The following is a 15,954-nucleotide window of genomic DNA, read 5'->3' as shown; positions in this document are numbered from 1 at the left end:
GGGTAACGAATCGGATACTGGCCGTCAGGCAGCCGTCCGCGCCAGATAGACCGCCTGGGTGAATTCGCGGTTCTGCAGCGGATTGTAGAATGTCACCGGTTCGGCCTGCGCCTGCGCGAAGACGCCGGCCAGCCGTTGGGTGAAGGCTTCATCCGGCGCGTCGTCGGACCAGAGTCCGAAGATGCCGCCGGGATGGAGATGAGCCGCCACGCCACGCAGCCCGTCGGGCTGATAGAAAGATGTGCTGCGCGGATCCAGCAACCGCTCCGGCGAATGATCGATGTCGACCAGGATGGCATCGAACCGTCGCCCGGGTTGCGCGTGATCGAAGCCGTCCTTCGAAGCCGCCAGGGCGAAAAAATCACCGTGCACCAACCTGCAGCGGGGGTCCGCAGTGAGTCCAGGCCCGAGCGGCAGGAGCGCGCTCTGGTGCCAGTCGATCACGGCATCCAGCGCCTCGATGACGGTGAGAGACTTGACGCTCGGATGCTCCAGCACAGCCTGTGCGGTGTAGCCGAGACCAAGCCCGCCAACCACAACGTCTAGCTCTGCTCCAGCAAGCTTCGCCAGCCCCAGCCGGGCCAGCGCGATCTCCGAGGCAGTGAACAGGCTCGACATCAGGTATTCGTCGCCGAGCTTGATCTCGAAGACATCTACGTCCAGCGACAGGTTTCGGCGCCGGCGCAGGCTCAAGGCACCGATCGGCGTTGGACGATAATCGAGTTCTTCAAAGTATAGGCTCACTGGGCACCTCTGACCACCAGATGCCCTATTTCGCCGGGGTTCGCTACCCCTCGAAAACGACCTTGCGCCGGAACGCCTGCCTGAAAAGATCGTATCCGCAGGCCAGGTTGGCTCGCGGATACGCAGATCTCATGATGTTTTCAAACCCTAGAAATTGGCCGTTGCGGACAGTCGGAACGCACGGGGCGATCCCGGCGTGATGTTGTTGTTGCCATCGGCGGTTGCGTAATAGCGCCGGTCAAAGACATTCTCGACGTTGAGCTGGGCCCGCCAGCTCTGGTTCAGGCGGAAATACAGCGCCGCGTCGACCCGGGTGAAGCCGGGAATACGAACGGTATCGTCGGATGACGCATAGAAATTAGTGTAGTGAATGACGCCCACACCCGCCGCCCACATCGGCGTGAACTGATATTTGTTCCACAGTGAAAATGTGTTGTAGGGCACGAGGCCGACGCGGTTGCCGGCCACGATCGTGGTCGAATTGTCGCTCGCGATCCGCGCGTCGGTGTAGGCGTAGCCACCCGTCACCTGCCACGCATCCGTGACGTAACCGGCGAGACCGGCTTCGAAGCCCTTCGTTTTGGTGGCGCCGCTCAGGATGAACAGGCCGCTGCCGTTCGGATCGAGCAGCCGCTGATTGGTTCGATCGAGATTATACAAGGCGGTGGAGAATTGCAGGCGCGGATTGATGTCCCACTTCAGCCCCACTTCCGTGTTCACGAACTTCTCAGGCGCGGCAAGCGACGTGTTAAGCGCCAGGGTGCTGAATTGATCGCCCGCGCTCGGCAGATACGACACGCTGTAGCTGCCGTAGATCGACAGGTTCTCGATCGGCTTGACGATGACCCCTGCCCGCGGCGAGACGAGATCGTCGACGCGCGATAGCGTGACACCGGTGCGCCGATCGCGCGAATCCAGGTCGAAATGATCGAACCGCACACCGCCGATCAATTGCAGATAACGGGTGATTTCGATCTGGTCCTGCACATAAATTGCTCCCAATCCCAGATCATAGGTGTTGTTGGCATTACCCGCGGTGTTGCGGAAGGTCACCGGCGTGGTCAACACCGGATTCACCGGAGACGTCGGGAACGTCGTGGACACGTTGTTGAAGAAACCGTCCTGACGGTAACTCAGACCGGTCTGGCGCCCGACTTCGCCTCCGAACAGCAGGGTATGGCGGACGGGGCCGGTGTCGAATTTGTAGGTCAGATCGGTCTGATTGAAGACGTTGGTCCGGTCGGTTTCATTGTTATAGGCGCTCAGATTGAACGAGGTGCCGGCGGCGTTGACCGGGCCGCCCGGATAGATGTTCTGATAGAACTTGTTGTAGTTCGCCAATTGCGACGCGTTCTTGATGGTCCAGCCGTTTTCGAAATCATGCTCGATGACCGCCGAGGCGATATGCACATCGGCCAGCGCATAGTTGAGATCCGGATTTCCATAGAACATGGATGCCGAGGTCTGGAACGGAGACTGCGGCAACGCTCCGCCCGGCCGAGCCTGGGAGGGAATGCCGCGATCGACGGTGCGCCGATCATGCAGGTATTCGTAGCTCAATTTGACGGTGGTGGTGTCGTTGGGCGCAAACGTCGCCGTCGGATTGAAGCCGTAGCGCTCCAGCTTGACGAAATCCCGATAGCTTTCGGTATTCTCGTAGAATGCATTGAGGCGGAACGCCCAATTCTCGTTGACGGCCTGGCCGATATCGGTGGTGATCCGGGCGCCGGGATAGGAGTTGCCGCCGACGGTCACTTCGCGCACCGTGGTGCCGTCGGCTTCCTTCAGCACGCGATTGACCACGCCGCCGCCACCACCGCGGCCGAAGATCATGGCGTTGGAGCCCTTCAATACCTCCAGGCGCTGCAGATTGTAGAAATCGCGGAAATACTGGACGTCGTCGCGGATGCCGTTGGTGAAAAAATCCGCGTTGCTGCGCTGACCGCGAATGACCAGATCGTCGCGATGCGATTCGCCCTGATGGTAGATGACGCCGGGCACGTAACGAACGGCTTCACCGATCGATGTGAACGCCTGATCCTTGATGAACTCCTTGGTCAGCACCGTGACCGACTGCGGCACATTGATCAGCGCTGTCCTGGTCTTGGTGCCGCTGGTGATTCCCTGGGTGATATAACCGCTCTGCCCGGTGCGCGCATCCTGGCTGTTGACGCTCGGCGGCTGCCGCTGGGGCTGCGATTGAGCGACCTGCCGAGAGCGAACCACGCGACGCGCCGACGACGATCGCGTCGATTGAGCCCGCTGCGGGCGGCTCGCGCCCGGTGCGACATAGACCGGCGGCAGAGCTGCGGCACCCGGCCTCGCATCCTGCGCGATAGCCGGCTCGAAGCTGGCGGATATGGCAAAGCCGATCGCAATGGCACTTGCGGAGAGCAGAAGCCCCTTGTGCCGACGAGAAATACGCGCCCCAGCGCCGCTCAAAACAGTCATTGAATGCCCCCGTTTTCTTGATCCGCCCACACCAAAGGCGTCGTTTTCGCGCTCCCCTGGAAACGCGAGGAAACATTTGCCGGGCGAGAATTAGGGGAAAATTAGATGGACATTAGAATAGGTCGAGCGTCCGCCAGGGCAGCACTCGCGAGCCAGCTTCACGTCGGCAGGAACGATAAGCCCTCTAAAATTGTAATCGTTCTAAACTGGAAACCTGCGGAACGCTTGACCTGAAATACCTGGTACTCAACAAGATCATTTGACGCGGGGCCAATCTCAAGCTGCCAAATTCTGCTTGGAAAGCTGCCCCGCGGCGTTGTCCGAGCGATCATTGCACGCTCGACAACGCATTCCCTTTCCATGAACGCCATTCAGGCATGGGCCGAGACCGATGCGCGTTTTGCTGATCGAAGATGACGCGATGTTCGGCAAGGCGCTGGTCCGTGGCTTGAGTGACAACGGCATGAGCGTGGACTGGACGCGCAACGGCATCGATGGCTTCGCCGCCCTGGAACGGTCCGATTATGCAATCGCCCTTATCGATATCGGCCTGCCGAAGATGTCAGGCCTGGATGTACTCAAGGCGAGACGGCAGGCTGGCGCCAAAACGCCGGCCCTGATCATCACCGCCAGGGATGGCGTGAAGGACATGGTGGCCGGCCTCGACCTCGGCGCCGATGACTACATCGTCAAGCCATTCGAATTGCCCGTGCTGCTGGCCCGGATGCGCGCGGTGATGCGGCGCGCCGGTGATCGTGCGCTCCCCATCATGACAAGCGGTGAGATCATGCTCGATCCCGCCACGCAGATCGCGACGTTCCGCAATGTTCAGCATGTGCTGTCCGGCCGCGAATTCTCGGTGCTCTATGCGCTGATGGAGCGGCCGGGACGAATCCTGTCGCGGGCGCAGATCGAGAGCCGGATCTATGGGTGGGGCGACGAGGTGCAGAGCAACGCCGTCGACGTCCTGATCCATGGACTGCGCAAGAAATACGGCAAGGACGTCGTGCGGAACGTCCGCGGCGCCGGCTGGATGGTCACGAAGGATCTGACATGACGTCTCTCCGACAAACCCTGATGACTCATATCACGGTCCTGCTCATGATCGTCGGCTTCGCCGCTGCGGCCACGGCCTATGTTTTCGTCAAATACGAGGTCAACAGCTTCCAGGACAACGCACTGCAGGAAGTTGCCCTGAATGCAGGCCTGATTTACCGGCACGAAATTCAACCACGGATCGACGCCGAGCTCGAAGACCAGCTCGTTGTGCAGATCTGGGACCATGACGGGAAGCTGCTTCACCGTTCCGGACCCCACGTCGACATTCCCTACCGGACCGACCTCGGATATTTCGACGTCACGGCCGGTGGCGAGAACTGGCGGGTGTTCCGGGCCAGCGATCCGCAACATGCCGTGCAGATATCGCAGCGCTGGAGCGCCCGCGAAGAGGTGGCGGCCTACGCGGCCGCCGGGGCTGCCGTTCCCCTGATTGTCGCCATTCCCATCGCCTGGCTGCTGATTGCATGGTCCGTCAAGCGCGTGCTGTCGGGTCTCGGCCAGTTGTCGACGGATATCGGCGAGCGCAGTGCGGATGCGCGCGATGCCCTGAGCCTGACCGGGGTGCCGGTCGAAATCGCGCCGCTGGTCGGCGCGATGAACTCCCTGATCGAGCGACATCAACTGGCGCTGGAGACCCAGCGGCGCTTTGTGTCGGATGCGGCCCACGAACTCCGCACGCCGCTCGCGGCGTTGCAGATCCAGATCGATAATCTGCGGGCACGCGACCTCACCGGCGATATCGGTGACATTGCCATCGATCTCCTCGCAGGCATTCGCCGCGCCGGGTATCTGGTCAACCAGTTGATGACAATGGTGCGAGCCGACGCTTCCATGGAAGGAGAAACTGAGACTGTTGACGTCCGCGCACTTGTCAGCCTGGTCGCGTCCGGTTTTGTACCCCTCGCCAAGGCGAAAGGGATCGAGCTCTCGATCAATGTCGACGAGGATATTCCGATGACCACGAGAGCGTCTGACGTGCAACTTCTTCTATCCAACCTGCTCGACAATGCCGTGCGTTACACCGATGGAGGCGGCCTTGTGAGCATTCATGGAAAGTATCTGGACGGGTCCGTTGTCATCGACATCACCGACAGTGGATGCGGAATTCCAGAAGCCGCATTGCCTTATCTTTACGACCGCTTTTTCCGCGCCGCGCCGCCGGATATCGAGGGAACCGGACTAGGCCTCGCCATCGCCAAAACGGCGGCAGATCGCAACGGCTTTCACATCGCGATCGGAAATCGCCCCGGTTGCCGCGGCGTCAAGGCAACGGTCAGAATTCCATCGGGCAGCGCGTTGGCCGACCCCGCAAATCACATGGTGCGGGCGGAAGCCGCATGAATCCTGCCGTTTTCCTCGGCACGACCACTCGAATCAGGTCTAAACTGGGCTTGTCTTGATCGACAGGCCGTCAACGCCTATTGAGCGATATCGAACCGAGGCTTCGGTCGTTTCCCGGGATCCCCATCTGCGACCATGGCTCCTTTAGCCGGAATACCGACGCTGCATGCCTAGTTCCGCCACGATCTCCCGCATGGACCAGACCGACGTCGCGGCCAACGCGCTCGCCGTCCTGAATTCCGTGTTCGGCCTGCCGGCGTTTCGCGGGCCGCAGGAAGACATCGTCATGCACCTTGCCGGCGGCGGCAATTGCCTGGTGCTGATGCCCACCGGTGGCGGCAAATCGCTGTGCTACCAGTTGCCCTCTTTGCTCCGCGACGGCTGCGGCATCGTCGTCTCGCCGCTGATTGCGCTGATGCGCGACCAGGTCGCCGGCCTGCTCGAAGTCGGGGTCAAGGCGGCCGTGCTGAATTCGTCGCTGTCGTTCGAGGAAGCCAACGCGGTCGAACAGCGGCTGCTGGCCGGCGATCTTGACCTGCTTTACGTCGCCCCGGAACGGCTGCTGACGCCGCGCTGCCTCGGTCTGCTGGCCCGCGCGAAGCTGGCCTTGTTCGCGATCGACGAAGCGCATTGCGTGTCGCAATGGGGCCACGACTTCCGCCCGGAATATATCGGGCTGTCGGTGCTGGCGGAACGCTTTCCGAACGTGCCACGGATCGCACTCACCGCCACCGCGGATGATCTCACCCGTCAGGAGATCATCGACCGGCTGGGGCTGGACGGCGCGCCGAGCTTCGTGGCGAGCTTCGATCGTCCCAACATCCGCTACGAAATCGTCGACAAGCAGAACGCGAAGACACAGCTCGAGGCGTTCATCAGCCAGCGCCACGCCGGAGATGCGGGAATCGTCTACTGCCTCTCGCGCAACAAGGTCGAGGAAACCGCCGCCGCCCTGACCAAAGCCGGCATACCGGCGCTGCCGTATCATGCCGGTCTCGATGCCGCCGTTCGCGCCCGCCATCAGGACCGCTTCATCAACGAGGACGGTATCGTCATCGTTGCCACCATTGCGTTCGGCATGGGGATCGATAAGCCGGATGTGCGCTTTGTCGCGCATCTCGATCTGCCCAAGAGCATCGAGGCTTATTACCAGGAGACCGGCCGTGCCGGCCGCGACGGCAAGCCGTCCGATGCCTGGATGGCCTATGGCCTCGCCGACATCGTGCAGCAGCGCCGCATGATCGACGACTCGAACGGGTCCGATGCTTTCAAGCGGGTGTCGATCGGCAAACTCGACGCGCTGGTGGCTCTGGCCGAGACCGCGGGCTGCCGCAGAACCCGCCTGCTTCGATATTTCGGCGAAGCCGTCGCGGATCACAATCACAAATGCGGCAATTGCGACAACTGCCTGTCGCCACCGAACGTCCGCGACGGCACGGTCCTCGCGCAAAAGCTGCTGTCCTGCGCCTATCGGACCGGGCAGCGGTTCGGAGCGATGCATCTGATCGATGTGCTGATCGGCCGGGCGACCGAGCGGGTCAAGCAATTCCGGCACGACCAGCTGTCGGTCTACGGCATCGGCGCTGATCTCAACGAAAAGCAGTGGCGCGCCGTCGTGCGCCAGGTGGTGGCGCAAGGCCACCTGCAGGCCGACAGCGAGGCCTTCGGCGCGCTCAAGCTGACGGAGACGGCGCGTGGCGTGCTCAAGGGCGAGACCGAGGTGATGCTGCGGGAGGAAACCGCCGGATCGTCGGCGCATCGCGGAAGCAAGTCGAAATCAAAACGCGGCGCCGCGCCATCTTCGCCGGATACGGCCGGTCACGCCAAACACTCCGGCCTGCTTGCCGCGTTGCGGGCCTGGCGCTCGGAGACCGCGCGCAAGCGCGGGGTGCCCGCCTATGTCGTGCTGCATGACGCCACGCTCGACGGCATCGCGGCGGAACGCCCTGCGAGCCTTAACCAGCTGCGCAACATCTCCGGCATCGGCGACAAGAAACTGGAACACTATGGCGACGCGCTGCTGGCGCTGGTGGCGTCATCAGGCGACTGAAGCCGCCCGTCAACGTGATCGCCTTCATTCGATCCGTTCCGAATAGTGCTTCCTGGCTGCCCCGTCGACGTCCTCGAAATAATCGACATCGACACTGGTCGACCCAAGCGCGAGCGTGGCGAACCCGTGGGCGTAGACATTGTCCCGCAACGACAGCTTCATTTTCTTGTCCGTGACGAGCTGCGGAGGATTGTCGATCTTGTCGTTGACCTTATACGGATCGTCCTGTGAGAACACCGGGATGGCGCTGTGGCCAAGGCAGCGACCCCGCTCCAGGTTGAGGTGAGGCTGGTAAACGCACAGATTGTGTTCGTGCCCCCAAAACCAGGCCGCGATGGGCTTTCCGGTGCTACGCAATTGCTCGAACGCAGCCATCAGTCGCGGATTGCTGGCTGGATGGCGCCCGTTATCGGCCGCCGGCGCAACCGGTGAGAACGCCGAGAACAGTTGGTGGTGGGACAGCAGGATGGTCTTGCCGGGGAATTCACGGATGCGCTGTTCATGCCAATCCACCTCGTCCTGCTCCACATAGGTCGGCATCGGCGTGACATGGATAGGCGTATAATCGTGCTGGCCGGTGTCCATCGCCAGCAGCTGCCAGGAATTGTCGTCGGCCCGCAGGCAGAAGAAGCTTGCCGGCTGGGTCAACGGCGGCGTGTTCAGGCGCTTGATAAGATCGTAGAACCCCAATCCCCCGCAGTACATGTCGTGATTGCCGGACAGCGTGTAGACCGGCATGCCGGTCGCGGCACGGTCGAACACCGAATTCACGACCTCCTCGAAATTGATCCGGCATTCGGTCAGCGTCCCGGAATAGTAGATGTCGCCGAGATGGATGAGGATATCGGGATTCTGCGCCTTCAACTGCCGCAGCACGCGCTTGGCCGGCTCGGCGCCAGTGCCCCAATCCCCGATCAGCCCAATCTTGGCACCCGCTTTGATCGAAATGATTTTTGGCCCCACCGCAGCCGGGCGGATGTAGGGGATGGCCCGCTGGTCGCCGCCGGGACCGAAATAGCCGAGATATTCCGTAATCGTCTGAATCCATTTCAAATCGCATTTCGACCCGGGACGGAATTCGCTTTCAATCTGGCTAACCTTGTCGATATCCCCCTTGAGCTTCGCCCACATCAGATTGAGGGCGAGCGTGGCGCAGACCTTGGCGTTCTGGCCGATCGACATGTCCTCGAGGCCACTCTCCTGAAGGATTTCGACGGTCCTGTCGCTCCGGCCATCACGGGCCACCTCTGCAGCAACCTCCTCGGCAACCTGTTCCGCCGCGACGAGCTCCTTCGGTTTGTCCAGCGTGATTGCCGCGCCGGTGCTTTCCAGCTCGCCTTGCTCAGCCGCTCGCTCCGCTGCGAGCTGGCGGCCAACATCTGCAGCCCACGACTGGTAGACCGACAGAAATTGATCGCGAAATGTGAGGGGACCCTGGTCCATCAACAATCTCCCTCGGCGCAACGGCCGAAATGCAGCATCAGATCACTTTGAAATCGGATGTCATCAACTCTTTCGCAGGCACCGGTGCTTTCAGCCGTCGCTCGAGATCGGCGAGGACCACGTCCGACACCGCCTTGTGAGCGAGACGGCAGAACATAGTCTCTCCACTGGCAAAGAAGCCGTTTTCAAACAGCTTGTTCACCGGCGCGCCTCCCAGGCAGAGATCGAAATAATCACAGCTGCCGCGGCACTGCCGAATGCCGGCTTCGATGTCGGTCCACATCCTGCGAAACGGCTCTCCCGCCAGAATAGCGTCGAGGGTCGCGTCAGGCAGGCGGCCTATCGCGAACGTGTCGTAGTCGCGATGGGTCAAGCCTGCGAGTTCCGGAGAAAACGTGAACAGCTCCCCTGCCACGGAGACCGTGATGATGCCGAACGGAGCATTCTGAGAATTGCCGGACATCCGCCCGAAAGCCGGATGTTCCAGACATGCCATCAGCTCCTGCTGCTCGCGAATGACGACGGGCGGGGTCGCCTCGCAGGCCGCAGCCACCGCCTCAGCCAGGAAGCCGCGAAACGCGCGTTCGCACCCTGCTCGCTGCAGGGTGGATCGGCCGCCGGACTGCTCGATTTCCTCAATATTGAAACCGACGTCGGTCACGCCGCTCAAGCGGAAGAAGTCGATCAGCTCGCCGGCCCGCGGCAAGCTGGCAGCGCCCACAACGCAGATCACATGAAACGGCACATTGCGCTTCTGCAGCATGTCAATGCCGCGCATCACCCGCGCGTGGGTCGGAGCCCCGGACCTGGTCTTGCGGCGCGCATCATGCAGGCTTGCCGGACCATCGAGACTCACGCCAATGCGAACGCCAAACTCTAGAAACAGGTCGCACCACTCCTCGGTGATCAGCATGCCATTGGTCTGGATGGCATGCGGCAGGCGGCCAACCGCCGGCGACATCTGATCCACCACACGAAACGCCTCGCGATACCAGTCCGCGGCAACCACCAGCGGTTCGCCCGCATGCCAGACCACCGTCATGTCCGGCGCGTTCAGGTCCTCCCGCAACACGAAATCGACGGCCGCGCGAACCGTGTCGATCGGCATGACACGGCGGTCATTGCGATGGGGCAGATAACAATAGTCGCAGCTAATGTTGCAGAACGGCGTCGGCTGCAGGATGAGCAGTCCGGTCGCGTGTCGGCACGCATCTCTGCTCAAGAATTCCGCCACCCGCTGGACCAGTTCTTGAAGTTGGAAAAGTTGGGAAATCTCGGCTGCTGGGCGACGACGATATTGGGATCGTACAATTTCCTGTCGATCAAGGTCTTTAGATAATTCGCGCGGATGGTGGCGAGCCGTTGAATTGGCTTCGACTGTTCCTGGGCGGGCGTATCCGCGTCCGGCAACGACTTCGCCGTGGCCGGCTGTGCAGCAGCGGTAGCGAGCCCGAGCCCCAGCAACAGCAGCGTCCTCTCACGCCTCATTGTAAGTCTCCCAGGAGCTTCTTCGACGGAATGGGCCATTGCCCCTCCTCGCTCGACAGATAGTCGAGGCAGGCCGGGAATAGTCGGCAGAACTTCGATGGACGAAAGTTCTCGCCGCCCGTCCTGCCGTCATCGTTCCAGGTCACACCCTGCCATTTCAATGCGATCAGGGCCGCTATTTTGTCCTTTGCGACCATGTATCGCCAGGTGTTTTCGTGCTTGTCCTTGAGCCAAAGCCACCCATCCTGGAGACGGGCAAACCTTATCGTTGCAAAATTGTCCAGAATTTGCACGCTAGGCTCTTTCGACTTTTTCTCGTCCGATTTGGCCTGCTGATAGCGGAGCTCAATCGTCGATTGGCATTCCAACGAGGTCTCCTTGCAATCCCCCTCCGCGTAACTCACCGCCAGATCTCGTTTAATCCGATCGTACTCGACAGGAAATCCGCATTCCTTGATTTTCCTTGATCCAGTCCCGGGGCGGGCCGAAACGTCGGAGTACTTGCACGGTTGCCATTCGATTGAAGTCGCATAACCGGAATCGTCGGGATCAAGCAATCCCGTGGTAGACCAGATCAACAGCCTCGAATCATTCTCCGGGATCGGAAGAGAGAAGCCGACCTGACCGTCTTCGTTGAAGGATTCAACCTTTTCCAAGGCTTCTCTCGTGAGTTTATGTCTTAGATAATCATAGGACAGCCGCGTCTTCTCGTCAGTCAGTTTGGTCAAATCCACGGTCGAATTCATCTGCCGCTGAGGCAGCAGCTTGCCCGTCCACTCGCCATTCGGCTGCTTCGGCCTCGACCAGACAATTCGTGTCAGCACGGGTGGATACGAGCTGTCGGTCCAGAACATCAACCAGCGTGCATCGTGAGACAAACACAGGAGCGTATTGTCTGGAAGAGGAATGCCGTCGGGGGTCTGTGCCGGCTGCTCTACTCCCCGATCGCTCGCACTCAAGTCCGCCGGCTTCCAATATCCATAACCTCGAGAAAGGCCCAGCTTAACGTTGCCTGGCCCCTGAACCTCCAGCTCTGTGGTTTCTCCGCCGGTAATCTTGCAATTGGCCTTTGCCGCGCCCGATGGCGTATTTGAAAAACGAAGCGACACTTCATTTCCAAGGATCTTCCGCACTCCGCTGTCGACTTGAAACAGCGTTTCACGCAGAATTTGCAATGGCTCGTCTTCAAGACGCGATGACGCATCGTAGCCGTCAGCTATCTGCAAGGAAGCGTACAGTTCCCTGTATTGAACGGCACTTCTAAATTCGGACAGGTTGGTTCGCAACGAAATGATCGAATTGTAGAGTTGATAGTTCTGCGTTTGATTCCGCGAGGCAATGCGCCCGAAGACCACCGCCCCAATCACGAGCGCCGCGACCGCAACGCCCACTACGAACCAAAAAAGCCGGAGCGTCCAGCTATTTTTCTGCCACCATCTTGCATTCTCCCATACGTCTTCGATCGCGCTGAAACTGTTCGCCGGCGCACGAGCGGCCCCGGTGGCCGATTGATTGGAAAGCGCCGCCACGACCCAGGCCCGGCTGAAGATTGGCTCGTCGCCAAACACACTTTGCAGTCGCGCTCCGGTTTCGTCGGGGATGACGGCATATGCGTCTCGCGCTCGGCCGGAAAAAATTCGAACCAGTGGATTCCGGCTCTTTCGGTTGTTAAGGCGACCTGCGGATGAATCGATATCACGCAGTCTCTGCTGAACGAACTGCTTTTCCTTGAGCCAACCCTCATAGCTGGCCCAGTTGCGAATGAAGGCTTCGTGATTGACGTTGTATCGAAGCGGCTCTTCCGACCCGATGCGCTCGATCAGACCGGCCTTCTCGAACTCGGATAGCTCGCGCGCAAGCCCTTTGCCGAAAGCGATGCGATCGTATTTTGGCGTTTTCCATTCGGTCAGGCCCGAAGCCTCAACGATGTCCTCCAGGGAGGCGAACCTGCGCGCCGGACGGCCGCGATCGTCCAGTTGCGCAAGACAGCAGAACGCGACGATCAAAGCGGCACGTTCAGGAGACGGATTGCCAAATCCGGCTTTGGGACTGTCGGCGACTTTTCCATCAGGCGAACGATCGGGGACAGGCGTACCTTCAACGCCACCCCACTTTTCGATCGCTTGCTTCAGAACCGTATCCGCGTGGGCATTCAGGCATCGTCCGAGATGACTTTGCTGATTTTGGCTTCCGGCGCCTGACGCCACAGGAGCGGCCTCCTTAGCGGATCTTTCCGGCAGAATCCAACCCGGCACCTTCTCGATGTGGTCCCTGGTGATTTCAAATCGGGCGGCAGGGTCCTTCTCCCTGCAACGAAACCAGTCGTCGACAGCCTCTTCCCACAACAGCGGCAGAAAGTGTTGAAGCAGCGGCAACTGATCCGCGGTGTGAAGCGCTGCGGTGCCAGCCGTCTGATAGGCCCGTTGCAGCCACCGGACGGCTTCCGCCGTGTAGGGCGCCGTCTCCGACGACGTGATCGGCAACTCCCACAGCGTCGTCTGGCGTCGCGCCGGCTCCACGATCGCCCGTTCGATATCCTCGTTCGAAACCAGGTCGATCAGGTACATCGAGCTGTTGACGACGTCGGCGATGCCCTCGAATTCCGAGCATTTGTGCAATTCCTCGCTGCGCATCGTGGCAACGATGAACAGGCGTTCCGGCGCATACTCATGGACCTTGCGCAGGAGCTGCATCAGCGCCTGTCGTCCATCAGCGTCGGTCTGCTCGCGAAACACCTCCTCGAACTGGTCGATATGAATCAGCAGCAGCGGCTTTCCAGACCGCTGCGCATGCGACTCGATCTCATCCAGCCTGTCGAGGGTCTCGTCGACGAACTGAAACAGGGCAGCGATCGCGAGAGAACGCCTGCCGGTGGCCTTGTCGAGGGGCGCCAGTCGTTCGACCAGCCTGTCGTGGAGTTGCTCCCTGAGTGCGGGCAGATCTTTTGCGTCCGGACAATTCAACCCCGCCGCGATCCTTGCAAGCCGCTCGGCAGCCCCATCGGACATCGGATCAGCGACAATAACATCGATGATGCGGGTAACGACCATGTTGAGCGACGTCAGAAGCTGCTCAATCGGATCCTGCGCCGGGCGCATCTGGGCCACGTACCAGGCGCCCGAAATTGTCGCCATGTCGATGGTATTGAGCTCGGCGATCAGTCCGGCCAGTGTGAGCGACGACTTGCCGCTGCCGGAGCCCCCGACCACGAACGTGATCTGACGTCTCGCTTCTCCGGTGCCCCGAGAACGGCCGGCGAAGAACGACTTCAGTTCGGCCTTCTGGCGCTCGCGTCCAAAGAAGAACTGGTTCAGCTCGGGCTTGAAGCTGCGCAATCCCGGATATGGGACGGTGACCAGCGCGCCGGGGCCCGCCGGAATGCAGTTCCTGTCACCCGCCAGCCATCGCGTGATGAACCTGTCGGCCTGTCGTTCGACCGGCCGATCGTCCCGCCGCGACGGCTTCACGATTTCATTCATCAGGATACGTCCGCCAGCAGATCGCGGGCTTCTCGCGCGATGTTCTTGAAACCCTGCTCGTCGAACTTCAATGTGCCGTCACTTGCAGCGGTTCGTTTCAGCAGGTTCCAGCGATGAACCGAACTGTCATGGTCGAATTTCAGGCCCTCGAACGAACCCGCGTTTCTCAGCAGGACTGCGACACGCAGGATAGGCGGTCTCTGGGCATTGCCGAACAGACGATTCACCGCGCTGTCGATCCGCTTGTCGGCACCTTCGAAGCGCCGGATCGTGTCGTCACGCTGGGCTTCGAGATCGTGTAAAGCGATAACGTTGAGTCCGTTCTTGGTGAATTTCTTGACGCTGTCCTCGATCTTCTCGAACGAGATCGGCACGGTATTGGGCACCATGTCCTGGCCTGCGCCGGCCTGCGCTGCCGATTGCAGCGACGTGACCACCAGCCGGCGATTGAGCTGCGTCTGGGCGGGATCGACCGATTTTGGGTCTTCGTAACGCACGATCATCCTGCGGCTTGCTCGGCCGGGAAACCCGGCCAGCTCCGCCAGACGCGCGCCGAAATCCTGCGCCTGCCCGGTCCAGCCGAGGTCTGCCCCCTCGCTCGGCCAATCAGGTCCCTCCGGACGCCAGTAGACCCGACGGAATCGGCTGAGCTCGGCGAGCCAGCTGTCGTCATCGCCAAAGTTAAATCCGAACGCATTCAAGAGATGAGGCTTCAGCGCCGTTTGAGCCTCGCGCGTCGTTGCCGCGCGATCGGCAATCGCACGCACGAATATCGGAAACCTGCCGTACGTCTGGGCGCGCTCGGTGTCGGACATCCGCGCCCGTTTCGACCAGCCGTCCTCCCAGAAATCGACCCGGTCTGCAGCGCGATTGACCAGATAGGAGACGAGGTCGTCGACCGCCGTCGAGAGCTCGTCCGAGGCATTTCCCGTCGGCTCACCCAGGACGATGACCGAACTTGTCGACGGCAGCGAAGGCGCGACAGCTGGATTCCTGACCCAGTCCGCAAGACTTTTCCTCAGGGCGGCGAAGTCATCGCCAACGCGAAACTTGGTCCAATACGCACAGCCGTCGGGCGGAATGGTATTGGCGTATTTTTCCTTCCACCAAGTCTCGCCGGCGTCGTCCAGCACCAGGATGATCAGCTTCTGTCGCGTCGATGTGTCAGCCGAAAGCCTGCTGCGCCACCCCTCAAACGCCGTTGCAAAAATCTCCGAGTGGTTCGACGACGCTACATAATAGCGGTCAAGCAGCGCGACGAAATATTCGCTCCGGCTGATTTCGTCACGCAATCCTTCGCTGATTCTGCCATCGAGCCTGCCTGCCGCCGGTCTCTGCAATCTGTCGCCGAATGCGTCGTCGAACACACGATTGTCCTCCAGCGTGGCCGCCCAGTTCGCCATGCCGGAATAGCTCAGAAACCACGACTGATCGGAGCCACCGCTGTTGAGATGCTCGACAAGAGGCCCGATACGGCGGATGAGATCGTCACGCTTCGTTGTTTCCGATTTCCAGTACCCTCCCAGATGATCCAGCAGCTCGCCGCTTTGCCCTCGCTTGTTCTTGGCGGTGATGAAGAATTTGACCTGACCGACAAACGGCTGGTTGCTGGGAACTTGTGTCGGAAAACTTTCGTTCAGAGAAGCACCGACAAACATGTCAAAGTCGGTGGCGTCGACGAAGCCGTCAACGATGCACCCCGCCAGTTCGACGCAGCCACGAGCATCCAGTGTCGATGCCATTGCCCAGCCTCACGAAAAAATATTATAAAACGCAACTCAAATAAGAATTGGAAAGTGCCTACTATCTACCCCTGACCGGCTGATGCAATATGATTTTGCAGGCATCGATCAGAGCTATTTTCATCCGCAGTCATTTCGTCGACGCAACTCTACCTGG

10 protein-coding genes are annotated in these 15,954 nt (G+C 60.5%); 3 read left to right on the top strand and 7 right to left on the bottom strand.

Going from position 1 to position 15,954, the window contains the following annotated elements; all coding sequences use genetic code 11:
• Window positions 1–24: 24 nt before the first annotated feature.
• Together RS897_RS14135 and RS897_RS14130 are read right to left on the bottom strand one after the other, a co-directional pair.
• Window positions 25–744 carry a spermidine synthase gene (locus tag RS897_RS14135; protein WP_315837149.1) on the bottom strand — a complete coding sequence of 240 codons (720 nt, stop codon included), beginning with the start codon at window positions 742–744 and terminating at the stop codon, window positions 25–27.
• Window positions 745–891: 147 nt separating this feature from the next.
• Window positions 892–3,195, bottom strand: a complete 2,304-nt coding sequence (locus RS897_RS14130) for a TonB-dependent receptor (RefSeq protein WP_315837148.1) — start codon at window positions 3,193–3,195, stop codon at window positions 892–894.
• A 391-nt stretch (window positions 3,196–3,586) separates the two neighbouring features.
• On the opposite strand from RS897_RS14130, the gene RS897_RS14125 reads away from it, so the two are divergent.
• From RS897_RS14125 to recQ, 3 genes are all read left to right on the top strand, one after another.
• Window positions 3,587–4,252, top strand: a complete 666-nt coding sequence (locus tag RS897_RS14125) for a response regulator transcription factor (RefSeq protein WP_315837147.1) — start codon at window positions 3,587–3,589, stop codon at window positions 4,250–4,252.
• Complete coding sequence (locus RS897_RS14120) at window positions 4,249–5,595, top strand: ATP-binding protein (protein WP_315837146.1); 1,347 nt, start codon at window positions 4,249–4,251, stop codon at window positions 5,593–5,595. Before RS897_RS14125 ends, RS897_RS14120 begins: the two co-directional genes overlap by 4 nt.
• A gap of 193 nt (window positions 5,596–5,788) precedes the next feature.
• Window positions 5,789–7,645, top strand: a complete 1,857-nt coding sequence (recQ, locus tag RS897_RS14115; protein ID WP_315837145.1) for a DNA helicase RecQ — start codon at window positions 5,789–5,791, stop codon at window positions 7,643–7,645.
• 24 nt (window positions 7,646–7,669) lie between these two features.
• On the opposite strand, the gene RS897_RS14110 is transcribed toward recQ, so the two are convergent.
• From RS897_RS14110 to RS897_RS14090, 5 genes are read right to left on the bottom strand one after another with little or no spacing between them, the layout of a single operon-like run.
• Window positions 7,670–9,088, bottom strand: a complete 1,419-nt coding sequence (locus RS897_RS14110; protein ID WP_315837144.1) for a metallophosphoesterase family protein — start codon at window positions 9,086–9,088, stop codon at window positions 7,670–7,672.
• Window positions 9,089–9,125: 37 nt separating this feature from the next.
• Window positions 9,126–10,310 carry a cyclophane-forming radical SAM/SPASM peptide maturase GrrM/OscB gene (gene grrM / locus RS897_RS14105; protein WP_315837143.1) on the bottom strand — a complete coding sequence of 395 codons (1,185 nt, stop codon included), beginning with the start codon at window positions 10,308–10,310 and terminating at the stop codon, window positions 9,126–9,128.
• Complete coding sequence (locus RS897_RS14100) at window positions 10,307–10,576, bottom strand: hypothetical protein (RefSeq protein WP_315837142.1); 270 nt, start codon at window positions 10,574–10,576, stop codon at window positions 10,307–10,309. Before RS897_RS14100 ends, grrM begins: the two co-directional genes overlap by 4 nt.
• On the bottom strand, window positions 10,573–14,055 hold the full coding sequence (locus RS897_RS14095; protein ID WP_315837141.1) for an nSTAND1 domain-containing NTPase: 3,483 nt from the start codon (window positions 14,053–14,055) through the stop codon (window positions 10,573–10,575). Before RS897_RS14095 ends, RS897_RS14100 begins: the two co-directional genes overlap by 4 nt.
• Window positions 14,055–15,797 carry a toll/interleukin-1 receptor domain-containing protein gene (locus RS897_RS14090; protein ID WP_315837140.1) on the bottom strand — a complete coding sequence of 581 codons (1,743 nt, stop codon included), beginning with the start codon at window positions 15,795–15,797 and terminating at the stop codon, window positions 14,055–14,057. The genes RS897_RS14095 and RS897_RS14090 overlap by 1 nt, the downstream gene beginning before the upstream one ends.
• Window positions 15,798–15,954: the final 157 nt, after the last annotated feature.

This window comes from Bradyrhizobium prioriisuperbiae, assembly GCF_032397745.1.
Taxonomy (GTDB): domain Bacteria; phylum Pseudomonadota; class Alphaproteobacteria; order Rhizobiales; family Xanthobacteraceae; genus Bradyrhizobium_A; species Bradyrhizobium_A prioriisuperbiae.
Note: the sequence above shows the minus strand (reverse complement) of the source record. Positions and strands in the feature narration are given on the sequence as shown.

What these genes read in the sequence shown, in the direction of transcription:
- RS897_RS14130 (WP_315837148.1), bottom strand. Translation starts at nt 3,195, where the DNA reads ATGACTGTTTTGAGCGGCGCTGGGGCGCGTATTTCTCGTCGGCACAAG.
- RS897_RS14120 (WP_315837146.1), top strand. Translation starts at nt 4,249, where the DNA reads ATGACGTCTCTCCGACAAACCCTGATGACTCATATCACGGTCCTGCTC.
- RS897_RS14110 (WP_315837144.1), bottom strand. Translation starts at nt 9,088, where the DNA reads ATGGACCAGGGTCCCCTCACATTTCGCGATCAATTTCTGTCGGTCTAC.
- RS897_RS14090 (WP_315837140.1), bottom strand. Translation starts at nt 15,797, where the DNA reads ATGGCATCGACACTGGATGCTCGTGGCTGCGTCGAACTGGCGGGGTGC.
- RS897_RS14125 (WP_315837147.1), top strand. Translation starts at nt 3,587, where the DNA reads ATGCGCGTTTTGCTGATCGAAGATGACGCGATGTTCGGCAAGGCGCTG.
- recQ (WP_315837145.1), top strand. Translation starts at nt 5,789, where the DNA reads ATGGACCAGACCGACGTCGCGGCCAACGCGCTCGCCGTCCTGAATTCC.
- RS897_RS14100 (WP_315837142.1), bottom strand. Translation starts at nt 10,576, where the DNA reads ATGAGGCGTGAGAGGACGCTGCTGTTGCTGGGGCTCGGGCTCGCTACC.
- RS897_RS14095 (WP_315837141.1), bottom strand. Translation starts at nt 14,055, where the DNA reads ATGAATGAAATCGTGAAGCCGTCGCGGCGGGACGATCGGCCGGTCGAA.